Genomic DNA, 23,829 nt, shown 5'->3' with positions numbered 1-23,829 from the left:
CAATACGACCTCTTACTGCTGTTTCGGCAAGCCGTGCTTTTGCGCCAGCGTACCGTAGCGCACCGTCAAAAGATCCAGCAAGCCAAACGCTGTCAGCGTGTTTTGCACCACGGCGGCGCGGGGCACAATGCAGGGGTCATGGCGGCCCTTGATTTGCAGCTCGGCGTCCTGTTTTGCCGCAAAATCTACGGTGTGCTGTTGTTTATAAATACTGGGGGTGGGTTTTATCACGGTGCGGAACACCAGCGGCATGCCGTTGGTAATGCCGCCGTTCACGCCGCCGTTGCGGTTGGTGGCGGTGCGCACAGCCCCGTTTTGCATGGTAAAGGCATCGTTGGCCTCGCTGCCGCGCATGTCGGCAAAGGCAAAGCCCGCGCCGAATTCCACGCCCTTGCAGGCGGGAATGGCAAACATCAAATGGGAAAGCTCACTCTCGACACTGTCAAACCACGGTTCGCCCACACCGGCGGGCAGACCCGTTACGACGGTTTCCAGAATACCGCCCACACTGTCGCCCTGCGCACCCGCCTCACGGATCGCCTGCTGCATGGCGGCCTCCTTTTCGGGGTCCAGCAGGGCAAAATGCCCCGGCTCCGGCTCCGGCAGCAGCAGACCTGCCGCGCTCGAAAGCGGGGCGTCCTGCACCCCGCCGCAGGCGGCAATGTGGGTGTACACCCGCACGCCAAGGGACTGCAAAATGCCCTCGCAGACAGCGCCCGCCGCGACCGATGCCGCCGTGATGCGGCCGGAAAAATGTCCGCCGCCGCGCGCGTCCTGATACCCCTCGTACTTGGCGTAGGCCGTGTAGTCGGCATGTCCGGGGCGCAGCAGATCCTGCGTCCTGGCGTAGTCTCCGCTGCGGGTATTTTGGTTGCGGATCATCAGGGTCAGTGCCGTGCCGGTGGTTTTGCCCTGATACACGCCGGATAAGAACTCCACCTCGTCCGCCTCGGTGCGGGCGGTCGAAAGCCCGTCGCCTCGAGCACGGCGGCGATCCATGGCGGCAGCCACAGCGGCCTCGTCAACGGGCAGGCCGGCAGCCAGGCCGTCCAGCACAGCGCCCACGGCGGGGCCGTGGCTTTCGCCAAAAATGGTCATAGATACGGCATTTCCAAAGGTGTTTTTCATAAGCGTCATTCCATTCCCAGCAAGGTGGGCAGCTCGGTCAGGGGCAGGGTATCGGCGCGCCAGCAGCCCAAACCTGGGCACTTGATGACGGTGATGGTGCCGTTGCCCGCCTTCTTGTCGTGCAGCATGTATTGCAGCACCTTCTCCTTGCTGACGCCTGTGCGCACGGGCAGACCCAGTGTGCGGTAAACGGCGCGCACACGCTTGGCCAAGGCGTTGTCCTCGATCATCGGCAGCATACCCAGCGCCACGCACTCGCCGTGGTACAGCCCTGTGGTGCGCCGCCCGCGGATGCCCTTGACGGCCTCTATGCCGTGGCCGATGGTGTGGCCAAAGTTCAGGCATTTGCGCATACCGCCCTCGCGCTCGTCCTGCTCGACGATTTTTTTCTTGAATTTCAGGCTGCGGTAGATGATCTCCTCCAGATTTTGGCGGGGGTCGTCGCACTCAAACAGCGAGAACAGCTTGGGGTCGCCGATCAGACCCGTTTTCAGCGCCTCGGCCATGCCGTTGGCGACCTGGCGTTCGGGCAGGGTGGCCAGCGTGTCAAAATCCACCAGCACCACCTTGGGCTGCCAGAACGCCCCTACGATGTTTTTTGTTTCACCCAGGTCGATGGCCGTCTTGCCGCCGATGGAGGAATCCACCTGCGAAAGCACCGTCGTGGGGCAGTTTACAAAGTCAATGCCGCGCATATAGCTGGCCGCGCAAAAGCCGCCCAAATCGCCCACAACGCCGCCGCCCACGGCGACCAGCAGGTCGGCGCGGGTCATACCAAAGGCCAGCATGGCCTGCAAAACCTCGCCGTATACCTTCAGGCACTTGCTGCCCTCGCCCTGCGGGATGGTGTAGACCATCGCATCGGGGCACTGGTCGGCTACGGTTTGGGCATACTGCGCCGGCACGCCGGAATCCGTCAGCACAAACACCTTTCGGTTGGCGGTGTTTGTGAACTGGTGCAGGTTTTTCAGGCAACCGGCCTTCAGGATAATATCGTAGCTGCGCTGTTTCAGCTGCATTGTAAGTTTCATACCAAACTTTTCCTTTTTCATTGTATTAGCCCCCCAGGGTAAACGCGCCCAGCAGCCGCAGGGTGCTGCAGGCGGCGGTCAGGGTATCCAGCAGGTCGCGGCAGTCCTGCGCGCGCGAACCGGCAGGGCAGACCAGCTGCACATAAAAATAATATTCAAAGGGCACATGGGGCAGGGGACGGCTCTTGATGCACTCCATATTAAAGCCGCGCGCGCCGATCTGGTCCAGCACGGCAGCCAGCTGGCCGGGCTTGTGGCGGGCGGTGAACAACAGCGCCAGCCGCTGCCCTTCTCCCGTCAGGGCGGGCGGGGTCTCGCTGCGCTCGATCACGATAAAGCGGGTGGTGTTGTCGCCCTCGGCATTGATACCCGCCGCCAGAACCTGCAAGCCGTACAGCTGCGCGGTCTCGGCGCTGGCAACGGCGGCCAGCGTGGGGTCGTTCTGCTCCGCCACATGGCGGGCGGCATCGGCTGTATTGCCCCACGGCTGCAGGGTAAAGGCATGCTGCTGCAAAAAGACATTGCTCTGCGCCAGCGCCTGCGGATGGCTGATGACCGTGCGTATCTCCTCGATTTTCGCACCGGGCAGCGCTACCAGATCCTGCCGGATGGGCAAGTCGCACATGTCGGCCACTGTGATCTGCGGGTGGGTGTACAAGAGGTCCAGCACGGCGCTGACATCTCCGGCGCTGGAATTTTCAAACGGCAGCACGCCAAAGCGCGCATCGCCGTTTTGCACAGCGTCAAACACCTCGCCCCAGGTGGCAAAAGCCGCAGCGCGGGCAAAGGGGAACAGCTTGCGCAGGGCAATGTGGCTCCACGCGCCCTCAATGCCCTGATAGGCGGCCGTGTCCTGCCCCAGCGCGGCGCGCTGGTACGCGCGGGAAATCGACATGGCTTCCTGCAAAAAGGCGCGGTAATAGGGGCGCAGCGCATCGTCCTGCAGACGTGCCGTGTTCTTGTCCAGCACGGCGGCCTCCCGCGCGGCATCAAACACCGGCTTGCCGGTTTGCGCCTTGTAGCGCACCACATCGGCCACGGCCTGCATACGCTGCTCAAACAGAGCGGCCATTTGGGCGTCGATTTCGTCAATTTGGCTGCGTGCCTGCTGTAAAAGATCCATCGCAGACGCTCCTTTGCTTTAGAGTACTATTGTATAAAGTATAGCATAAAGAAAGCGCCGCCACAAGGGTGACGGCGCAAAAATCAGACAGTTTTCCTGGTTTCGTGTAATAGGTTTTTAGGCGTGCAGGGCGCTGCGCAGTGCTGCCAGCAGCTCGGCCTGGTACTTCGGGTCAAAGGTTCCGTGCAGCAGCTTGGGCAGGGCCTCCTCCTGCAGGCGGCGCCAGCTGGCAGCCTCGCGCCCCGGCAAAATGGGCACAAACGCCACACCGTTGGCGGCGGCGGCCTGGGCATCGCCCATGGCATCGCCCACCATGACCACCTTGCGGCTCTCGTACCCGCAGGCCAGCATGGTAGCGATGGAGTTCGCCTTGCTGCCCACTTCCTGGCCAAAAATCACGTCCGCGTGCTTGGTCAGACCATAGCGCTTCCACTCGCTGGCGATGGCGCTCTCGTTGGCGGCGCTGACCACAGCCAGATCAGCCACGGCATGCAGCTGGCGCAGACCGTCCTCCGCATAGGGGAAGGGCTTGAACGTAGGCTCCAGCAGCTGGATGCGGCGGTTGCAGGTGTTGTTCCACTCCTGCAATTTGCGCAGCGCGGGGCTGCCGGTTTTCAGTATTTCCTTTTGCAGACTCGCCGTCGAAAGCTCTGCCGCCGTGTTGACCCACGCGGCGATATCCTCGCTGCCGGGCAGCTCAATGCCGCGGTTTCTCAGCCGGTCAAATACCAGCACCACGCTCTCAAAGCGGGAAATTCCCCGCGTAATGGTGTGCAGGTTGATTTCCTCCCAGGCGGAACGGACAAAATCCGCCTGTTCTTCCAACGCAAATATCCGAATCAACTCCGGGCACATTACGGTAACATGCTTGGTGCGCACGGTGTCCATAACGCAGCCGTCGGAATCCATACAGACCAAAAATTCACGCCGCTTGGTAAAATCCTGCAATACGCTTGCCATACCCATAAACCCCCTTATACATTATAAACATCATACCAACAAAGGCGCGGTTTGGCAATGGGTTTTGACAAGAATTTAGCAAAATTTCACACACCGCGCCCCAGCGCCTGCCCGATGGGCATGTGCAGCAGCAGGTTTGCCATGCCGTCCGCCGGGGTGGGCTGCTTGTTGATGACCACCAGCGTGTCCCCCCTAAAGTACCGCAGCAGCCCCGCCGCCGGGTACACCGCCAGGCTTGTGCCGCCCACGATCAGCACATCGGCGGCGCGTATCGCCTTTACCGCGCCTTCCATCGTTGCCTCGTCCAGGCCTTCCTCATACAGCACGACATCGGGCTTTACAATGCCGCCGCACTCGGTGCAGCGGGGGACACCGTCGCCCGTTTTGCCCGCCTCCTCGATAAAGCTGACGGGGTAAAATTTGCCGCAGCGGGTGCAGTAGTTGCGCAGGGTCGAGCCGTGCAGTTCAAACACATTTTTGCTGCCCGCCGCCTGATGCAGCCCGTCAATGTTCTGGGTCACCACGGCGGCACACTTGCCCTCGCGCTCCAGTTCGGCCAGCCGCAGGTGCGCCGCGTTGGGCTTGGCACCGTGTACGATCAGCTTCTGGCGGTAAAAGTCGTAAAACTCTGCGGTATGCCGTTCAAAAAAAGTGTGGGAGAGCATTTCCTCCGGCGGGTAGCGGAATTTCTGGTGGTACAGCCCGTCCACCGAGCGAAAATCCGGGATGCCGCTTTCGGTGGACACCCCCGCCCCGCCGAAGAACACCATCGCATGACAATTCTGTAAAATTTCCTCCAAAGCAGGCACCATAAGCCGACAACCCCTTTCGTTTTTTTGCGGTTTCCTGTATAATATCATTATAAATCCTTTTGGGGGAGGTTTCAATATGCCGCAGGAGATCACCGTTCAAAACGCGCGCCAATGGCTGCCCGCCCGCCTGGCAGAAAGCAACAAGGGCAGCTACGGCAGTGTACTGGCCGTAGCGGGCAGCACCGCCTACCGCGGTGCCGCCGCCCTTTGCACCGAGGGTGCACTGCGCAGCGGAGCGGGGCTGGTGTATCTGGCCTCGGTCGAGCCGGTCCTGCAGTTGGCACTCGCGCGCACACCCGAATGCTGCGTCTGCCCCTGCCGCACGGCGCGAAACGGCGGCATCCACGCACAGGACGCCGCCGCCCTGCGGGAGTGGTTCCGCAGCAAAAACAACGCCGTACTGCTGGCCGGGCCGGGTCTGGGGGAGAGTGCCGCCTCCGTCTGCAAGGCGCTGCTGCACCGCGATGCCCCTTGGAGCGCTGCCGTGCTGGACGCCGACGCCCTCAATGCGCTGGCCGCCGGCAAGCTGAAACGGCTGCCCCTGCCCAAGAACACCGTGCTGACGCCCCACCCCGGCGAGGCTGCCCGCCTGCTGGGCAGCTCTGTGCGCCAGGTTCAGGCCGACCGCACCGCCGCCGCAAAGGCGCTGGCCGAAACCTACGGCTGCGTGGCCGTGTTAAAGGGCAGCGGCACGCTGATCGCCCAGCCGGACGGCACGCTGTGGCGCTGCTCTGTCGGCAACGCGGGGCTTGCCAAGGGCGGCAGCGGTGACGTGCTGGCGGGTATGACCGCCGGGCTGCTGGCTGCCGGGCTGCCGCAGGGTCGCACCGCCGCCCAGATGGCCGCACTGGCCGTATGGCTGCACGGCGAGACGGCCGACCGCTGTGCAGAGCAGCGCAGCATGACCGCCATGCTGCCCCAGGACCTGTTTGAGGAGCTTGGGTACTTATTAACGGAACTGGAAAACTAAGCCCGCCAAAAAAATCTCGCCGCATGGGCAAACACTACTTGCCAAAAATTTCATAAGGGTATATAATAGGACTGCTTTTTGAAAGCGGAAAGGAGCCGATCCCGTATGCCGCGTGTGGAAGGACAAAAACGCAAGCTGCTGGCGCTTTTGCAGATTCTAATTCGTGATACCGACGAAAACCACCCCCTCAGCGTTCCCCAGCTGGTGGAAAAGCTGCAGGACGAGGGTATCGTTTCCGAGCGCAAGAGTGTCTACAACGATTTAGCCACCCTCAAAGAAATTCCCGGTGCCGGATACGACATTGTGCAGCAGCGCGGGCGCGGCGGCGGCTATTATATGACCGACGCCCCCTTTGAGTTAGCCGAATTGAAGCTGCTTGTGGACGCTGTGTACGCCAGCAAGTTCATCACGGCGCGCAAGTCCAAAACGCTCATCGACAAGCTGGGGCAGTTCACCTCCCGCTACAAGCAGGCCGAGCTGGACCGTAAGGTTTTGGTCAGCGGGCGCATCAAATCCACCGACGAAAAAATCCTGTACACGGTGGACGCACTGCACACCGCCATCACGGCAGGGGAACAGGTGCAGTTCAAATACTGCGACTGGAACCTGCAAAAAAAGATGACGCCCCGCCACGACGGCCAGCTGTACCGCGTCAGCCCCTGGGTGCTGGTGTGGGAAAACGGCAACTACTACCTCATCGCTTACACCGAGGGGCGGCTCAAGCATTACCGCGTGGACAAGATGCAGTCGGTGCATCAGATGCCCGGCACCGCGCGTGAGGGTGCAGCGGAGTACGCCAATTTTGACGTCAACACCTACATGCAGCAGATGTTCGGCATGTTCAACGGTCCCTGCAAGCATGTGACCCTTCTGTGCGAAAACCGCTTTGCCGGTGCCATGATCGACCGTTTCGGCACGGTGCCCATTCTGGTGCCCTGCCCGGACGGGGAGCACTTCAAGATTTCGGTGGATATTCAGGTCAGCCCGCAGTTCTTCGGCTGGGTAGCCGGCTTCGGCGCGGGGGTATCGGTTTCCGGCCCGCCGGAGGTGCGCGCCGAAATGAAAAAGACGCTGGATCGTATTCAGGAAATTTATCGTTAAGAGGAACTTTTTATGTATGATTATCTGATCGTCGGTGCCGGTTTGTTCGGTGCCGTCTTTGCCCGCGAAGCCGCCAACGCCGGAAAATCCTGCCTTGTCATCGACAAGCGCAGCCACATTGCAGGCAACATCTATACCGAGGACGTCGCCGGTATCCCCGTGCACCGCTACGGCGCGCATATCTTCCACACCAACAACAAGACCGTGTGGGACTATGTCAACCGCTATGCCGAGTTCAACCGCTACACCAATTCCCCCGTGGCCAACTACAAGGGCGAGCTGTACAACCTGCCCTTTAATATGAACACCTTCAACAAGATGTGGGGCGTCATCACCCCCGCCGAGGCGGAGGCCAAAATCAGCGAGCAGCGCGCCGCCCACTACACCGCCGAGCCGAAAAACCTGGAGGAACAGGCCATCAACCTGGTTGGCGTCGATATCTACGAAAAGCTCATCAAGGGCTACACCGAAAAGCAGTGGGGCCGCCCCTGCACCGAGCTGCCCGCCTTTATCATCCAGCGTTTGCCCGTGCGCCTGACCTTCGACAACAACTACTTCAACGCCCTGTATCAGGGCATCCCCACCAAGGGCTACACCGCCTTGGTTGCCGCCCTGCTGGACGGCATCGAGGTGCGCACCGACACCGACTACCTGGCCGACAAAGCCGCGCTGGACGCCTTGGCGCAAAAGGTCATCTACACGGGTCCCATCGACGCTTATTTTGACTACAAGCTGGGGGCTTTGCAGTACCGCAGCGTCCGCTTTGAAACCGAAACGCTGGACTGCCCCAACTATCAGGGCAACGCCGTCATCAACTACACCGACGCCGAAACGCCCTACACCCGCATCATCGAGCATAAGCACTTTGTGTTCGGCTCCACCGAGCCGGGCACCCAGACCGTTATCAGCCGCGAATATTCTGCCGAATGGCAGCCCGGCGACGAGCCGTATTATCCCGTCAACGATGCCGCCAACGGCGCACTGTATGCCCGCTACAAGGCGCTGGCGGATGCCGAAAGCCGCGTGGTGTTCGGCGGCCGCCTGGGCGAGTACAAGTACTACGATATGGACAAGGTCATCGAATCCGCCCTTGCCTGCGCCGAAAAAGAGCTTCATTGACTTTTTCCCCATTTGCCGCGATTTTTGCAAAATTTCCTCTTGCGTGCGCGGGCTAAGTATGCTATACTGTATCTTGCATGAAAATTTTAAGGAGTGCTACATCAATGAACTGGTATGAAATCGCTCTCGGCGTCGTTCTGATCGTCGTTTCCGTTTTGATCGTTGTCTTTACCTTGGCCCAGGAGCAGAAGGGTCGCGGCCTGTCCGGTGCCATCATGGGCGAAAGCTCTGCCATGGCTGCCGGCCGTCAGCGCGGTGTCGACGCCAAGCTGGCCAAGATCACCAAGATCTGCGGCATTGTGTTTTTTGTGGTAACGCTGGTGGTCTGCGTCCTCAGCGCACGCCTGTAATCCGGCCGCACGGTATAACAAGAAAAGCCGACCCGTACCTGTACACACTGGTGTCAAGGCGGGTCGTTTTTTGTGGGAAAGTTTGCGGCTCCCCCCGCACAGGAAGGGCTTTATCGGACGATAAAGCGACGTAAATCAAAGGAGTAACTATGACACCCTTACAGAAAAATGTTTTAAATGCGGTCAAGCGCCGCCCCATGACGCTGCGCGAACTGCAAAACAACCTGCAGGTGGACAATTCCCGTCTGCGCACCACCGTGTCTGCCATGGTGGCCACCGGCGAACTGACCATCAAAAACGGGCAGTACGCCCCCGGCTTTGCCACCTTCAGCAACGAAGCCGCGCCCAACGCCATTCCCTGCACGCTGGTCAAACTGGCAGCCCGCTTCGGCTTTGCCAGCCGCGACGACGGCACCGGCGATATTTTCATCCCCGGCCGCGCGTTGCACGGTGCTATGCCGCAGGACAAAATTCTGGTCAAGCTGTTTGACCGCCCCCGCGTGGAAGGCTCGTCCGAGGGCGAGGTGCTGGAAGTCACCGTGCCCAACAACCGCTTTGCCGGTACCGTCTGCCTGTCCGACGATGGTCGCCTCTGCGTTGAGCCGGACGGCTGCCGCGACGTCAAGTTCCTACTGGCCAAGCAGGGAAGTGAGGGCGTGCATCTGGGCGACAAGGTCGGCTTTTTGATCACCCACCGCGGCGAGCGCCACAGCGACCACCGCGCCGCCGTGGTCGAAAAATTCGGCTCGTCCGACTATGCGTCGGAATGCTCCAAGGCGATTTTGTACGGACGCAACGTCCGTCAGGAATTTCCTGAGGACGTGCTGGAGGAAGCCCACGCCTACGACAACGCCGTCATCGACCAGACCGAGGCCGCCAAGCGGCTGGATCTGCGCGCCATCCCCATTTTCACCATCGACTCCGCCGAAACCAAGGATATCGACGACGCCATCAGCCTGCAAAAGCTGGCCGACGGCTACGAGCTGGGCGTTCACATTGCCGACGTCAGCCACTATGTGCGCCCCGGCTCCGCCCTGGATACCGAAGCGTTTGAGCGCGCCACCAGCATCTACTACGCCGACAAGGTCATCCCCATGCTGCCCACCCAGCTGTCCAACGGCATCTGCTCGCTCAATCAGGGCGAGGAGCGTCTGGCATTCTCCTGCCTGATGCGTCTGGACGAGCAGGGCAACATCAGCAGCTATAAGTTCGTCAAAACCGTGATCTGCAGCCGCGTCAAAGGCGTGTATAAGGAGATCAACGCCCTGCTCGCCCCCGAGGAGGGCGCCGACCTCAGCGAATTGCAGGCGAAGTACGCCCCCGTGGCGGATCAGCTGCCCGTCATGGATGAGCTGTACCGCAAGCGCATGGAACTGCGCAAAAAGCGCGGCGGCATGGATATCGAATCCACCGAGGCCAAGTTCATTATGGACGAAAACGGCCGCTGTATCGACATTGTCAAGCGCGAGCGCGGCACCTCCGAGTGCATGATCGAGGAGTTTATGCTGCTGGCCAACCAGTGCGCCGCCAACGCAGGCCGCACCAACAAGGTGCCCTTTGTCTACCGTGTGCACGAGGCACCCGACGCCGAAAAGATGGAAAAGCTGTCCGCCACGCTGCTGGCCTGCGGCCTGAACGCCAAGTTCAAGAACCCCATCCCCACCCAGCTGGAGCTTGCCGCCCTGCTGGACGAAACGCGCGGTCAGCCCATCCAGATCCCCGTACACACCGGCATTTTGCGCAGTATGCAAAAAGCCCGCTACGCCCCGCAGCCCTTGGGGCATTACGGTCTGGTGCTGGCGGACTACGCCCACTTTACCAGCCCCATCCGCCGTTACCCCGACCTTGCCATTCACCGCATTTTAAGCGAGCTGCTGCTGGGGGCTTCCGCCAACCAGCTGAACGCCGATTTCGGCGAGTTTGCCCAGCGCGCCAGCGAGCAGTCCAGCAAGCAGGAGGTCGCCGCCGTGCGCATTGAGCGCGACGTCGAGGACCTGTACAAGGCAGAGTATATGCACAGCCGTCTGGGCGAGGTGTATATGGGTACCGTGGCAGGCATCACCCCGCGCGGCATCTTTGTGGAACTGGAAAACACCGTCGAGGGCTTTGTCCCCGCCGCCCAGCTGTGCAAGGGCGAGCCGCAGGTCATTGACGGTGTCAGCATGCTGGACCCGCTGACGGGTCGCAGCTGGATGCTGGGCACCTCGATGAAGATTCGCGTTGCCGGTGCCGACGTCGCACTGGGCCGCGTGGACTTCGAGTATATGGTGGAGTAAGCTCTACCTTTTTATACAGCACAACAGCCGGCAGGGGAAACCCTGCCGGCTGTTCCGTTTGTCATTTGGCGCAGACCCTCACCAAACGCAGAGAGATTCCCCGCCTTAGCAAACCCAACCCGGAAAAAGACATAAAAAGCAAAAGCTACATTCAAAACGAATTTGAATGTAGCTTTTTAACATGTCTCGATGTGACAAAAAAGATACCAGACTTCATGCGTTGACAAAATTTGAAGCAGAAAAAATTTCCTTACAAATGGCAATGTCAATCATCTGGTGCAGATAAGGTCGGTGGCCATTGGAGCATCCACTCAAGATAGTCCGATGACGTGATTCGACCGTTCTCGAATGCTGTCCTATGAATCTGCCAATCTGCTAAAAGAGCCTTTACGGCAGGATGACTGCACGAGAGCCGAATGCGTAATAAGAAACATTGCGTACTATCTCCAAAGTCTTGAAAAGGCAAACTATGCTCCCAATCGTACCATATCAACGTGCGAATGAGATCGACTATGGTATCGTTTGGCATATAGAATGTTTCTTCCCGAACATTTAGAACTTTAGCGATTTTCTCTACAATTTCGGCTTTAGGTGTGCGGTACCCGGTTTCGTACTGTGCAATGCGGTTCGCTGCCCCGTTTTTAATATCAATCAATATACCCAACTGCTGCTGTGTAAGACCGCGATGGCGGCGCACGAGTTTGATTTTATCTCCGATGTTCATAGTGTGGCTGTCTCCATTCTTACGCAAAAATAAAAACTGCCCGTCCGCGTAAAGTTGCTACGCAGATGGGCAGTTTTGGCTGTGTACCTTTATTGCAGTGAAATCTGTTGCGTATAACCTCCGATAAAAATAATTTCTAAATCTTGCCGTGATTTAACGATGATTTTTTCTATGATTCTCGCTGTAAGCATATCGTCGTATTCTGTAATCAAAAGGTCCTTTGCGGTTATCGGATTTGTAGGGGTGGATGGCGTTTGGCTATTGACTGAACTTTGTGTGATGGCAGTTTTTAGCTGTTTGATTTTATCGCTGAGCCTTTTCAGCTTGTCATCAAGGAATGGGGTGTTTTCATCAAAGTCCAGCGACATTTCCAGTAGGTGGTCAAATTCCTGTTGGTTTTGCTCTAACTGTGCTTGCAGCTGTGGTGTCAGACTTTCGCCGACTTCTATCTGATGGAGAATCCCATTAAGCTGGTCAGCAACCTCGCTGGTAAACTTGGCAGCTAAATTCTGCACGGCCTTCAAAATTGCTTGATGCAACTCTGTTTCGGGGATAGAGGGTGAGTTGCTGCAAAACTTCGTTCCGTATTCAAGTCGGTTGACGCATCGCCAGACGATTTGCTTTCTGCCGTGGATGCTCCAAGTGACTCGCTTGTAGGAGCTGCCGCAGTCACCACAGACCAATCGTTCGGATAAGGCATATTTGCTGTTGTAGCGACCTCGATGTCGCTTGCGATGGTTGGTGGCCGACTTGCTGTTGCGGCGGGCAATTTCAGCTTGTGCCTCTCGGAATGTCTGCTTCGTGACGATTCCCTCGTGGTTATTCTCTATGTAATATTGCGGCAGTTGGCCGGTATTTTTCTTGGATACGCCTGTCAGTACATCCTCGATAAATGTCTTTTGCAGCAGCACATCACCGCAGTATTTCTCGTTCTGGAGAATCCGCTGGACGCTCTCGGACGACCACTTCTTGTTGCCACGTGCAGTGAGTACGCCGTCAGCCTCTAATCGCTTTTTGATCGTCTGTAAACTGGCGCCTTGCAGATAGCTGTTGAATATCATACGAATCACTTCGGCTTCTTCGGGAATGATTTCCGGCTTGCCGTCCGAACCCTTTCTGTATCCGAGAATTTGTCTGTAAGGAAACGGAAATTTTCCTTGTCGGAATCCCATTCGCTTACCGCGCGCGACATTCTGTGAAATTGACTCGCTTTCCGCCTGTGCAAAAGCGCTCAGCACGGTAAGAATCATCTCGGAGTTCATGGTTGATGTATTAATATTTTCTTTTTCAAAAATAACTGCGATGCCAAGTGCTTTCAGCATTCGGACGTATTGGATACTGTCCAGTGTGTTGCGGGCAAAACGCGAAATAGATTTAGTAAGGATTAAATCAATTTTCCGTTTCTTACAGTCCTGAATCATCTGATTAAAGCCGTCGCGTTTTTTAGTGTGTACACCGGAAATGCCATCGTCTGCGTAGATGCCGGCAATCTCCCATTCGGGAGTGGAAGTGATTTTTTCGGTATAATACAACTTCTGTGTTTCAAAGCTGCTTTGCTGTTCTTCTTCCTCGGTGCTGACGCGACAGTAGGCAGCCACGCGTAGTTTTCGGATGGCATGATTTTTTCCTTTGCCTGTCTGCATTGTGGCAGGTATTTCGATGATTCTTGTGTTGCTCATTTTGATTTTCCTTGTTACAGTATTTGTCCGTTTCGCAGTTTTATTTCAATGTGCGTGTCGCGATACAGGATGACATTGCTGACGATTTCTGCGTATAATTTCAGTGGGAAAGTGTCAGTCGGTTCAAGCTCGTTACAGGCACGCTTGATTTGCAGAGTTGCTGGGTCTGCATCACCTGCGGAGCAACAGGTAAATTGTAACTCTGCGCGGTGCAGGATTTTGCGAACAATAGACTCGGCATCTGGCTCCGGGGAAGCAAGCAGGGTATTTATTTCATGGCTCAACCGGGAAGATTCGATGGAGTGGATATTGCTTGCGCCCTGTGGAGAGCAGATTCTTTCATTATGCCGACAAATCCAGAATAACTTTTCACGAAGTTGCTGAGAGAGTTCTTCTGGGCGAATTCGATTCGACCACATTCCACAGTGACGACAGTACCATTGATGCGTTTTGGGATACCAATACAGGCGCTCTCCACAACAACATTGCATATCATCACGGAACGACTGCAGAACGCTGGAGTAGGATACAGACTTTTCATTGCGAAGTTGCTGTACTTGGAAATACAGTTCTTTTGTGATAATGGCGGGATAGGTTGCTGTACCGCAGTAAATGTCGCAGGAAAGCAATCGGGCAATGATATTTTTATTCCAGCGGTTGTCTGAAGAACGGTAAGGTGGCCCGCATGAACTCATGTGTGTGGCAATCTGCTGGAGACTGTCACCATTGCTGTAAGCATCAAAAATATACTCGACGGCGGCGCCTTCTTGTTGAACAATACAGAACTCACCATTTTGAATTTGATAGCCGAATAAGATGTAACGCTTTTTCATAGCGAACTCCGTTTTTCAGATAGTGTCATGCCATTCATAAACTTGAATTCTATTGTGGTAGGGCTGACCTGTACGCGGTTTACCAATTTGGTAAAAATGGTGCCATCAAATGTTTCCAGTGGGGGAGAAGATCCCAATTGCTGTTGTATGCTACGGGTTTGGAAAAGGACTCTTTCAAAACTATTGTCAGTGGTGCGTTTGGAAAGGAATTTTTTCTTTTCCCGTAGTTGTTGATCAAGGGCTATACTACGTTCAAGAAACTGGGCGTTGTCGATGTATCCCAGTGTGTGGATTCGTGTAAGGTTGTGCCGCTGTTTTGCAAGGCGCTGTACATCATCACGCGCTGTTTGCCGCGCAGAATTTGCTTGTTCTTGCAGAAACCTAAGCTGTAAAAGCGTGTCTATGATGGGCTGCAAAATATAGCTTTGGTTCGCCTGCAATTTATTGTAAACGGATAAAAATGCTTGCTGAATTTCAGTTTCCGAAACAGGCTTTAATGGGCAAAGGGCGGCAGATTGTAAATGCGTTCTACAGCACCATACAAAAGTTTGGGACTTTCGGACTTTTCTTGAGCAAACATGACCGCATAGGGCGCAGAATACAACCTTGGATAAAATGCAGGCTCGACTATTCGTGCTATTGATATTCTTTTGTGTAAGAAGCGACTGAACTCTTTCGAATTCATCTTTTGAAATAATACCGGGATGTGTTCCCTCAACGTAGTATTTTGGAAGCTGTCCAGTATTGCAGCAACTTTTTAGTGGAAGGGTATCAGGAGTATAGTTCTTTTGGAATAAGCTGTCGCCAATGTATTTTTCATTTCGTAGGATAAACCGTACAGAAGCAGAACGCCATATCACATCTGGCTTAGGGTGATTGGTATTTAGATGGTTCGCAATTTCCGCCGTGCTGAAACCATTCAAAAACAGATTAAAAATTTCTTTGACGGTTGCTGCTTCTTTTTCATCGGGAAACAGTTGCCGGTTAATCTTTTTATAGCCGAACGGTGTCAAGCTGGTTATATAAGTGCCGTCATGCATTTTCTTCCGTATGCCCCACTTTGTATTCTGTGATATGGACAGGGACTCTTCCTGTGCTGTAGCGCAAATCATACTCAGAATCATTTCGCCGTTGGCAGTTTCGGTGTCAAAGCCTTCTTTTTCAAAAACAACCGTTACGCCAAGACTTTTCATTTCGCGCACCGATGCCAGCGCATCCGCCGTGTTGCGGGCGAAGCGGGATGCAGACTTGACCAGCACACGGTCAATCAGTCCTGCGCGGCAGTCATCCAGCAAACGGTTGAACTGTTCACGGTGTTTGGTGCTGGTGCCGGTAATGCCTTCATCGGCATAGATTCCGGCGAAATCCCAGTTTGGATTTTCCTGTATCAGATGCGTATAATAGTCCACCTGCACGGACAGCGAGTTTAGCTGATCGGTTGAATCACTGCTGACGCGGGCATAGGCCGCCACGCGAAGGCGCTTCGGCTGTTGCTGTATCGGCTGGATGACTTGGACTTGCGGCATGATGTTCACCTCTGGATTTGACGCTGTGACACTCTTTTTGTCACATACAACATACCCGAAAGGCAGGTCAAAAGCTATTCACGAGAACCACTAAACATCGCGGCACAAAACGCTGCATTTCCGGGCATAACCAACATTGGCGCGCTGGCAGATGTCCCTAGGCAATCTTCCGCTTGCGGCAGCGGATACCAGCGCGGCATAGGCCAGTGCGTATTTCAGCTCCTGTTCCAGCCTTACGGGAAACGGGTCAATCTGCATCGACAGCCACCTCCCACGGCACTCTTTTTCCGGTCCGCGCGGTACGAGCCAGGATCCGACTCTCCAGCCCTGTCAGATAGAGTTCATATTGCAGATTGGTTTCGGTAGTAATCAGTACGGCACCATAATTCTGCAGAAAGCGCAGGATACGGTACAAGGTTGTAATGTCGTGGCTCAGTCGGTCAAGGCTCTGCACCATGACGGCGTTGACACGCCCCTGCTGCACAGCGGTGAGTATGGCGAACAAATCAGGTCGCCAGAATTCGGTACCGCACTTTTGCTCCATGCAGGAGTTGACGATGATGTAGCCGCGTCTGTCGGCCTCACGCATGACTTCTGCAAGCTGTTCTTCCAATGCGGGCAGGTTCGGTGCGGCACTGCGGGCAAACGCCCACACTTTGTATTCTTTCATGGGCGCACCTCAGAATTGCTCCATCAGAGGGAGACGAACATCAAATCGCGGCTTGCCGAACGATGCCCGCGTGAAGCGGTCACCGACAAAGCGTTCCAGACCGCTGTTGATGAGTTCGGCGTTCAGGTCACATTCGGTGGTGATGAGATAGACATCATTCTGACGCAGAATTTCAATAACGCCCACCAGTATGTAGCTGTTGCGGCTGATTTGCTCCAAATCGCGCACCATCACGGCTTCAATCCGACCGTTCTCTACTGCGTCCAACATAGAGCGCAGACCAATGCGGTCTTTCAAGGTGTTGCCGCTGCAATGGTCAAAAGATGTGCCGCGTACAAGGAATCCATGCCCTGCTGCTTCGTCGATAAGGTCATACAGCCGGTCAAAGGCAATGCGCGGATCGCTGTTGGCGCAGCGCACATAAATCCAGACATCGTGGTTTCGCATAAGGTACATTGCAGATCCCTCTTTTCACAAAAAGTAATCCGGGCGCTTCTGCTCCCGGATGAATTGCTGAACATCTTCGATTTTCTCGGTGATTGGGCAAGTCGGCAGTGCTGCCAGCGCGGCGTCATGGTACTTGCCGCCGATGCCCGCGCGCTCGTCCAGAATCGCTACCACGCAGGAATCCTGCTCGGTACGGATGGCGCGGCCAAATCCCTGCCGCAGTTTCTTCTGCATTTCGGGGATGACTTCGGCGTTTATGTAGTCGCGCAGGTTCGGGTACTGCTTGCGCTCATAGTCACTGACCGGGTCAGGAATCGGAAACGGCAGTTTTGCGATAATCAGCAGAGACACCATATCGCCGGGAAAGTCAATACCCTCCCAGCAGGAGCCCGCCGCAAACAGTACGCCGTTGCCGGATTCTTTGAATTGTTGAATCACCCTGCCGCCGTTGCGCCACGCCTGATAGGTCGGGTACTGCCACTGACCGTCCGTCAGCGCGCGGACTTCGGCCATTTGGCGGTAAGACGTGAACAGCACCAGAGCATGGCCGTGGCAGGCATCCACCAATCGGACGATTTCTTCTGCCATTTTGCGGTTGTCCATTTGCATTTTTACGCGAGGCGGAAAGTACAACAGACATTTTTTCTTATAGTTAAACGGAGAATCTGCGCGGAAATGGCGCAGGGGGGCATATGCTGCCAGCCCCAAAAGCTGTTCCGTGTGGCTGAAATCTCCGGCTGCAGCCAATGTGCCGGAGGTCAGAATCGCGGGTTCGCGGGTGTTCCAGAGCGCACTGCGAAGCAACTGCGGTACGCGGCTGCTGGCTGCGCAGAATGTGGGCTGACCATCGGCATCGTAGTCGATGTAGAGGATGCGCGTCGGCACCTCCAAAAGAAAAAGGCGCAGGAGACTTTCTGCTTCTCCCAGCCTGTTCAGCAGGTATCGCGGCACATCCGGCAATCCGCCAGCATTTTGCAACAATGCTATACAGTCGATGAGCGCAGCGCGGCGGAACGGCGTAAGCACGAACGGTTCGCTCGCTTTTCCTCGCAGCTTGGAAAGCCCCTGCGTGCAGGAGAACGACAGCGTAAGGAACGCCGTCCGCAGCTGTCTGGCAAAATCCTTGTAGTGCGCCTGTTGTAATAAAAGGCACAATTCATCCATGTTGTGCTGGGATAGTGTTTCCGTGTACATCTGGCGGGCGGCATCGGGTAATTTGTGCGCCTCGTCCACTACTAGAGCCTGATAGCTGCGCAGGAGCAGTGGTCTATCTTCAAGTCGGTGCGATGCGTCAGCCAGCAGATAATTGTGATTGCAAATTTGGATGTCGGGTTTCATGGAATCCCGCAGATACTGCTGGTAGCGGCAATCCTCGCGCAGAAAGCAATCGCGCGGGCAGGACTGCGGCACACAGATCCGGCAGCGGTCATAGCGGGAGAGTTCCGGGATATGATCCATGTCCAATATGTGCGCAGCGATGTTTAGACTGTTGGTTTGCCGTTTTCTGCTCGGCTGGACCAGTGAGGCCCTCTCAGCAAGGCGGGCATCGCAGACAAAGCGCTCTTTGCCCTTGCGGACAACAGCGGTAATAGGTTCGCGGATGATGCCCTCGCCCAGCAAAACAGCGGACAAGTCGGGCAAATATTCAGTAAGAATCGCATCTTGCAAAGCAACGCTGGAAGTGGAGATAACGCTGGGCAGCTTCATTCGCTCTGGGCGATGCATCTGCCAAAGGATGCAGGCTACAAGGTATGCCAGAGTCTTGCCGGTGCCTACACCTGCCTCGCACAGGGAAATTTCCTTATTATATAAGGTATCTAAAACTTCATGGCAAAGCGCGATTTGTTCCTCACGCACCGCCATGCTGTGCCGGGGTAAAATCTCCCGGAAAATTTTCTCGGCCATACGGTGGGATTCCGTATAGCCCGTTGGATAGGTTTGCATTTTACACCCCTGTTTTCCATCCCGTTTAAAGCAAAATGATGGACAGCAGGCGCTTGGGTTCCTGCTGCCCACGATTTGCCCTAAACGGCAAAAGTAGATAGTTAAGTAAGTGTGCCACATTTGCCGCTCGCACCCCTGACACCGGGAACATAACAGGCAGGGTGTTGGCACACCCGTTCACTGACTCCGCCGGAGTCTTACTGCTTACAACTCCGGCTCGGTCACCCCCTCTGACGCGGGAGGCTGCTGGCGTATCATTATGGTCTTTTCCGCCGCAATTTCGGTTTGCCGGACCGCCCACGGGGGCTTGCCGGGAAAGTAACGTACCTGTTATGCTGGGTATTCGGTTGTCAAGGTGCTGGGGAACGGACTATATCCGCTAAAGAGAAAAACGCCGGAGAATGGAGTGTGCCGCTATGCGATCTTCTTCGATTTCAGCTTCGTCATATTTCCGTTTCAACCATGAAGTTTCAAAATCTGTTAGGTATGGCACTTCATCGGTTTTTAGGTCCCTGTCTATTTCTATTCCACCGTGAGGACCGGACTTCGACTTGATATTGTGCTTGCGAGTAAGTACTACAATATCTGAGGTAATGGTACGTCTGCTGACTCCGAAACGCTCGACAAAATCGTTGACATTGCATTTTTCATGCATATACAACAGTTCTAATATTTCGGCTTGGCGTCGATCGGCACTTGACACACTCTCACCTCTTTTCTGCTCGTTTTTCCCTTGCTCATCATCTTAAAGGCTAATAGCGCAGAAAATGTTCTCTAATTATTTGAACTTTTTGTGAATTTTTCGAGAAGCAGGCATAAAAAAGCCCGCCGCATTTGAGATGCGACGGGCTTAGAACTGCAGCGTGAGATTTACTTTTTGTCCTGCGGTTTGGGCAGCGGCTTTTCGGGGCGGTGGGGTTGGTAATAAAAGCCCCCACTCTTGGGCGGCCAATCGCCGTATTCGTGGCGAATCACGTTCTGAATGGCTTTTTGCCCAACGGTGTGCAAATGTTGCTGCATGGTTTCTTTCATGAGTGGATTCCTCCTGAATTGTAATGATTTATTTATTGTATGCCAAAGCCGGCTGTGGCCATCATAAGGGAAACCGCGACCGAAAGCTCCGCCAACGCAATGGAGCTGGCGAAAAGGTGACCATGGACGCCCAACAGGGCAAGCGAAACAGCGCCCAGAAGCAATAGCCGCAAACGTGCGCGCTTTGCCATCGCCTTGCTTTCCGCACGGGAAAGGTGTATCTGCTTATTATCGGCAGGTGACGAAACCCATATCAGGGCAGAGGAGGCAATCATAATTGCCCAATAATTGTTGGGCTCCTCCGCAAAAATCGGCAAAGCGAACATCGTTGCAAAAATCATGGCGGCAGAGTATAATGCGCACTGCCATTCTGTTTTGGCATGGTAGCCGCCGGTGCGCTCACGGAGGAAAAGAAACGAAACGGTAAAGCAAAAGGCCGAACCGAAATCCGTAATCAGTCCACCAAGCAGGGTCAGAGCAATCAGGCCCACGGCGCGGGAAATACGTTGGTACAGCGCGTATTGGCACACCTCGGCGTCGTCCTCTTTGATAAGACCGTGCGCCAGAAAGTATTGCGTCAGCTTTTTTGCAATCTGTTCCATCGGCATCTCCTTGTCATCTTTCGCCCTTATCCTACTGCAAACCAGGCTAAAGTGCCAAGAATCCTGCGCAAGTGACAGAAACTCATGCGTGAACGCAAGAATTGCAGGCCACATCGGGCCATTCAAAGCAGAATTGGAACGCACCGTCATGATAATCCATCGTGTAAAAGGCGTTGTTGCGGCGCAGCAGCTCTTTGGCACAGGGCAGACCAAAGCCGTGCAGATGCGGTTCCAATTTCGTTGTGGCAATACAGTCCTTTTCGATGTGGACCGGCAGGCTGGTGTTGATAATCGAGACATACAGCTTCGCATCGCCGTCCGCGTAGGCTTCGTCCCGCAAAACGCTGACCTCAATGCGGCGCTTTGCTTCCTCCAGCTTTAGGCAGGCTTCGATGGCGTTGTCCAGCAGGTTGCCCAGCACGACTGTGCAGTCAATCAGTTCGATTTGCAAGGGCGACAGGTCGTTGACTTCAAACTGAATATCGATATGCTGCTTCTGAGCGGCATAGCCCTTTTGGTTCAGCACGGCGTCGATGGCCGAGTTGTGGGTGTTGACCATCAGGGCACGCTCAGTCTGCTGCTCCTGCAAAGCGGCAAGATAGTCCTGTGCCTGTTGTGTCTCGCCTCCCTGCAGCATCCCGGAAAGGGCCGCGATGTGATGCCGAAAATCGTGCGTCATTTTGCGCTGTGTGGCGTAGGCGCTGCTCAAGGCATCAATGTTGGCACGCTGGGAGCGCAGCTGCTCGTTAAGCGTTTTTTGCTGCTCCTGCGCGAGGTTGTTTTTTTCTGTCAAATCTATCAAAATCAGAATCACGGCATTGGTTGCCAGCAGAATTCCACTTGAAAAAAGTACAAATGCGGCTGCTATTTTGCCGTTCATGGATAAATAATAGCAAATTGATATACCAACCAGAGAAATAAGTGGAAATCCAATTGTCAGGGGTGCCCATTTGATGCTGGCGGAACTTGCCACCATCGGCTTGTGAATCTTTTTGATTCCAGAAGAAAGTAAGAATTTGAGACTATATGTTATAGCTGCGCTTGCAAGATAGAGCTTCATATTCGCCACATATTCATCATAACGAATATGAAGCAATGCCAGCAGAGAATAAAGAACGCAAAATTCCAGCAAGGTGGAAATTGCATACGCCAAAACAACCACCAGCAGCCGCAACCAGAATTTCCCGGTATAAAGCAAGGATGCAAAAACGAAGTAAACCGTAATAAGTGCGGCAAATTTTAAAAGCGTTATCGGCGATTCTTCCGAAATATGCGAAACGAAAACCGTAGCGATATAAGACAAGACTCCGTAGAGCAGAACCCCAACTACAAAGCGTAAGCCTCTTGTTTTTCTTTCAAGAAACGCATCGCAAAAAACGGCCACGCACAGCACGTCCAGGCAGCTGAAAGCGATCCCTAACCAATAACCCATTTCTTCGCGCTCCTCCACTGCGTATAGATTTTCCGCACGGCGCTGGCTGTGTGCGAGCTGACCGGCAGCTCGGTTCCGTCGCGCAGATACAGTCGCGTGCTTTGCAGATCGCGGATGTGCTCCATATTGACCAAAACGCTTTTGTGTGTGCGCACGAAGCCGTGGTTTTCCAGTAGGTCAGCCAAATCGGCCATGGTAGCGGTCGTGTACAACAAGGCCCGGTCGGCCCCCTGCAGGTGCAGGCATACCTTGCGGGCCGACATCTCGGCGTACAAGATCTGCTGCGGCTGCAGCTCGACATCCTCGCCATCGCAAAATATGCGAACCGTATCGCGGGTCTTGCGGTATGCGGTAAGGGCCTGCTGCACATAACGCTCCAGCTTTTGCGGCATCTCGGCTTTCAGCAGATAGCGAAATGCCTGCACCTCGTACCCCTGCAGGCTGTATTCGACGTAGTTCGTCACAAAAATTAGCAGCATATCGGGGCGCAGCTCATGCAGGCGACGGGCCAGATCAACGCCGTTCAGCGGGCCCATATCAATATCCAAAAAAGCCAGATCATATTTTGCCAGCGGCAAAGCACGCAACTGCGCTGCATCTGTGGCGCAATCCACCGTGGAGCGCGGCATTTGCGGCTTTACGATGGCCTCTATCTTTTCCGCCAACTGACCGGCAAAGGCTGCGTCGTCATCGCAAACCAGTATGCGCATGGAAAAATTCTCCTTTTCGGCATTTTTGCCCGGCGTGTGCTTGCGGGCATCTGCTGCAAACATAATCTTTTGCCCCCCTTGTTGTCAAGTATCTTGCCTAAAATCGCAGAATTACTGTTGTTTTTCTGATTATATAACAGATATATCGGTGTGTCAAACGGTACACTATAAGGTAGTGGAAGGGGGCCGTTTGGTATGTTTGATATGGGCAAGCGCATCTGTAAATTGCGTAGGGACGCACACCTGTCGCAAAAGCAGTTGGGCGAGAAAATTGGCAAATCAGCTTCGACCATCGGTTCGTATGAAAACGATACTGCCGTGCCGACGCTGGAAAACGCGGCAGCACTGGCGGAAGCGCTTCATGTTTCGTTGGATTATCTGCTGTACGGTGAAAAGAGCCGCACCCTTCCGCTGCAAAAGATGAGCGAGAACCGCGTGCAGCTGTTGACCGATCTGGCGCAGGAGTTTGCAGCACCTACCAGCCACGGTGCTGCTTTCAGTGACCGAAAGCTGGATATTCTGCGGCGGCTGTATCAGGAATTTTATCGTTAAAAGCATTGGCTGCTCGGCGTGTCTGCCTCCGGTGGGGGCAGACACGCTTTTGCGTTCACGCACGATTTTCTGTCACTTGCGCAGGTTTTGTAGATTTCGGGGGAACGCTGTGGTATTTTGGGGGCACAGCAAAGGTTCCCAGCATCGGCGCGCAGATGCTGAACATATCCGCCCCGCAGCCAACCCAATACAACTCGGATACCACAAACCACTACAGTTAAGGAGGATTTCCATGAAAACCAAAAAGTGTTTTTTCACCCTGATGCTGGCGCTTGCGTTGGCCGTCTGCATGGCGGTTCCTGCGTTTGCTAGTAATGAGGATTCGAACTTTATGATTCCTATTGCAAGCAACTATACATGGGGCGCCAATGAGGTCAGCGTTCGCAAAAAGGACAATTCGACCAGTGCCTATGTCAACTACAATATCCCGACCAGCCCCAATCGGATTGTTGTCCGTATTGACGGCGCATCCCGCAGCGCTGGTCCTTGGTATGACTGTACCAGCGCGATTTATGGTACCTCAACATCTCGGCGCGTTGCGGCGGTAACCTTTGGGCAGAAGGGTTATGTCCGTCAGGATGTGTATGAACGGTTCGGCTCTAATGCCTGGGCCCGTATCATGGCGCGTAGTGCGGATGGGAGTTCTGGCAGGGCCAACGGCAAGTGGAGCCCTGACAGTGTTTGGGAAAGTGGTTGCATCGAATTTAATAACTAATCACTTTTCTATGTCCCCTGCCGAGAAGCCATACATAAATGATACTCTTCGACAAAACCATCAGGTGGGTCGGCAGGGATTTGCTGCATATGC

Annotated in this window: 25 protein-coding genes; 7 read left to right on the top strand and 18 right to left on the bottom strand. The window is 55.0% G+C overall.

Annotation, left to right across the window (positions count from 1 at the left end; all coding sequences use genetic code 11):
- Window positions 1–12 precede the first annotated feature (12 nt).
- From aroC to Q0I19_RS00460, 5 genes are all read right to left on the bottom strand, one after another.
- Window positions 13–1,128 (bottom strand): chorismate synthase, encoded by a 1,116-nt coding sequence (gene aroC / locus Q0I19_RS00480; RefSeq protein ID WP_294760584.1) that lies wholly within the window; start codon window positions 1,126–1,128, stop codon window positions 13–15.
- Window positions 1,129–1,133: 5 nt separating this feature from the next.
- A complete protein-coding gene (aroB, locus tag Q0I19_RS00475; protein ID WP_294760586.1) occupies window positions 1,134–2,159 on the bottom strand; it encodes a 3-dehydroquinate synthase in 1,026 nt (341 codons plus the stop codon).
- A 25-nt stretch (window positions 2,160–2,184) separates the two neighbouring features.
- Window positions 2,185–3,282: a chorismate mutase gene (locus tag Q0I19_RS00470; protein ID WP_294760588.1), complete on the bottom strand. Its 1,098-nt coding sequence runs from the start codon at window positions 3,280–3,282 to the stop codon at window positions 2,185–2,187.
- A 117-nt stretch (window positions 3,283–3,399) separates the two neighbouring features.
- A complete protein-coding gene (locus Q0I19_RS00465) occupies window positions 3,400–4,242 on the bottom strand; it encodes an HAD hydrolase-like protein (protein ID WP_294760590.1) in 843 nt (280 codons plus the stop codon).
- 86 nt (window positions 4,243–4,328) lie between these two features.
- A complete protein-coding gene (locus tag Q0I19_RS00460) occupies window positions 4,329–5,054 on the bottom strand; it encodes an NAD-dependent protein deacylase (RefSeq protein ID WP_294760593.1) in 726 nt (241 codons plus the stop codon).
- A 76-nt stretch (window positions 5,055–5,130) separates the two neighbouring features.
- Here Q0I19_RS00460 and Q0I19_RS00455 point away from each other — a divergent pair, with 76 nt between their 5' ends.
- The 5 genes from Q0I19_RS00455 to Q0I19_RS00435 all read left to right on the top strand — a co-directional run bounded on the left by Q0I19_RS00455 (window position 5,131) and on the right by Q0I19_RS00435 (window position 10,870).
- Window positions 5,131–6,024, top strand: coding sequence for an NAD(P)H-hydrate dehydratase (locus Q0I19_RS00455; RefSeq protein WP_294760595.1), 894 nt, complete (start codon window positions 5,131–5,133; stop codon window positions 6,022–6,024).
- Window positions 6,025–6,129: 105 nt separating this feature from the next.
- Complete coding sequence (locus Q0I19_RS00450) at window positions 6,130–7,125, top strand: WYL domain-containing transcriptional regulator (protein ID WP_294760597.1); 996 nt, start codon at window positions 6,130–6,132, stop codon at window positions 7,123–7,125.
- A 12-nt stretch (window positions 7,126–7,137) separates the two neighbouring features.
- Entirely contained in the window at window positions 7,138–8,244 is a 1,107-nt protein-coding gene (gene glf, locus Q0I19_RS00445) for a UDP-galactopyranose mutase (protein ID WP_294760599.1), read from the top strand.
- A 104-nt stretch (window positions 8,245–8,348) separates the two neighbouring features.
- Window positions 8,349–8,594, top strand: coding sequence for a preprotein translocase subunit SecG (gene secG / locus Q0I19_RS00440; RefSeq protein ID WP_294760601.1), 246 nt, complete (start codon window positions 8,349–8,351; stop codon window positions 8,592–8,594).
- A gap of 149 nt (window positions 8,595–8,743) precedes the next feature.
- Window positions 8,744–10,870 (top strand): VacB/RNase II family 3'-5' exoribonuclease, encoded by a 2,127-nt coding sequence (locus Q0I19_RS00435; protein ID WP_294760603.1) that lies wholly within the window; start codon window positions 8,744–8,746, stop codon window positions 10,868–10,870.
- Between the two features lie 265 nt (window positions 10,871–11,135).
- Here Q0I19_RS00435 and Q0I19_RS00430 read toward each other — a convergent pair whose 3' ends face one another.
- The 13 genes from Q0I19_RS00430 to Q0I19_RS00370 form a co-directional block, all read right to left on the bottom strand.
- Complete coding sequence (locus tag Q0I19_RS00430) at window positions 11,136–11,594, bottom strand: helix-turn-helix transcriptional regulator (RefSeq protein WP_270763362.1); 459 nt, start codon at window positions 11,592–11,594, stop codon at window positions 11,136–11,138.
- An 89-nt stretch (window positions 11,595–11,683) separates the two neighbouring features.
- Window positions 11,684–13,273, bottom strand: a complete 1,590-nt coding sequence (locus Q0I19_RS00425; protein ID WP_294760608.1) for a recombinase family protein — start codon at window positions 13,271–13,273, stop codon at window positions 11,684–11,686.
- 14 nt (window positions 13,274–13,287) lie between these two features.
- Window positions 13,288–14,106: a recombinase family protein gene (locus tag Q0I19_RS00420; RefSeq protein ID WP_270763358.1), complete on the bottom strand. Its 819-nt coding sequence runs from the start codon at window positions 14,104–14,106 to the stop codon at window positions 13,288–13,290.
- Entirely contained in the window at window positions 14,103–15,632 is a 1,530-nt protein-coding gene (locus Q0I19_RS00415) for a recombinase family protein (RefSeq protein ID WP_294760611.1), read from the bottom strand. The genes Q0I19_RS00420 and Q0I19_RS00415 overlap by 4 nt, the downstream gene beginning before the upstream one ends.
- Before the next feature lie 90 nt (window positions 15,633–15,722).
- Entirely contained in the window at window positions 15,723–15,890 is a 168-nt protein-coding gene (locus tag Q0I19_RS00410; RefSeq protein WP_294760612.1) for a hypothetical protein, read from the bottom strand.
- On the bottom strand, window positions 15,880–16,302 hold the full coding sequence (locus Q0I19_RS00405; protein WP_294760614.1) for a recombinase family protein: 423 nt from the start codon (window positions 16,300–16,302) through the stop codon (window positions 15,880–15,882). Before Q0I19_RS00405 ends, Q0I19_RS00410 begins: the two co-directional genes overlap by 11 nt.
- Before the next feature lie 9 nt (window positions 16,303–16,311).
- On the bottom strand, window positions 16,312–16,758 hold the full coding sequence (locus Q0I19_RS00400; protein ID WP_294760616.1) for a recombinase family protein: 447 nt from the start codon (window positions 16,756–16,758) through the stop codon (window positions 16,312–16,314).
- 15 nt (window positions 16,759–16,773) lie between these two features.
- Window positions 16,774–18,693, bottom strand: a complete 1,920-nt coding sequence (locus tag Q0I19_RS00395) for an ATP-dependent DNA helicase (RefSeq protein WP_296023136.1) — start codon at window positions 18,691–18,693, stop codon at window positions 16,774–16,776.
- A 379-nt stretch (window positions 18,694–19,072) separates the two neighbouring features.
- On the bottom strand, window positions 19,073–19,396 hold the full coding sequence (locus tag Q0I19_RS00390; protein ID WP_227595706.1) for a DeoR family transcriptional regulator: 324 nt from the start codon (window positions 19,394–19,396) through the stop codon (window positions 19,073–19,075).
- 167 nt (window positions 19,397–19,563) lie between these two features.
- A complete protein-coding gene (locus tag Q0I19_RS00385; RefSeq protein ID WP_294760621.1) occupies window positions 19,564–19,725 on the bottom strand; it encodes a hypothetical protein in 162 nt (53 codons plus the stop codon).
- 32 nt (window positions 19,726–19,757) lie between these two features.
- Complete coding sequence (locus Q0I19_RS00380; protein WP_296023133.1) at window positions 19,758–20,327, bottom strand: accessory gene regulator B family protein; 570 nt, start codon at window positions 20,325–20,327, stop codon at window positions 19,758–19,760.
- A gap of 82 nt (window positions 20,328–20,409) precedes the next feature.
- The gene (locus Q0I19_RS00375; RefSeq protein ID WP_227593518.1) at window positions 20,410–21,759 is read right to left on the bottom strand and encodes a sensor histidine kinase; all 1,350 of its coding nucleotides are present in this window, start codon (window positions 21,757–21,759) and stop codon (window positions 20,410–20,412) included.
- Window positions 21,744–22,532, bottom strand: coding sequence for a LytTR family DNA-binding domain-containing protein (locus Q0I19_RS00370; protein ID WP_294760624.1), 789 nt, complete (start codon window positions 22,530–22,532; stop codon window positions 21,744–21,746). The genes Q0I19_RS00375 and Q0I19_RS00370 overlap by 16 nt, the downstream gene beginning before the upstream one ends.
- 132 nt (window positions 22,533–22,664) lie before the next feature.
- On the opposite strand from Q0I19_RS00370, the gene Q0I19_RS00365 reads away from it, so the two are divergent.
- Window positions 22,665–23,021, top strand: coding sequence for a helix-turn-helix transcriptional regulator (locus Q0I19_RS00365; protein WP_227593516.1), 357 nt, complete (start codon window positions 22,665–22,667; stop codon window positions 23,019–23,021).
- Window positions 23,022–23,253: 232 nt separating this feature from the next.
- Window positions 23,254–23,736, top strand: coding sequence for a hypothetical protein (locus Q0I19_RS00360; RefSeq protein WP_294760626.1), 483 nt, complete (start codon window positions 23,254–23,256; stop codon window positions 23,734–23,736).
- Window positions 23,737–23,829: the final 93 nt, after the last annotated feature.

Origin of the sequence: uncultured Gemmiger sp. (genome assembly GCF_934561205.1) — a bacterium.
GTDB lineage: Bacteria > Bacillota > Clostridia > Oscillospirales > Ruminococcaceae > Gemmiger.
This window is presented reverse-complemented; position numbering and strand designations above follow the sequence as displayed.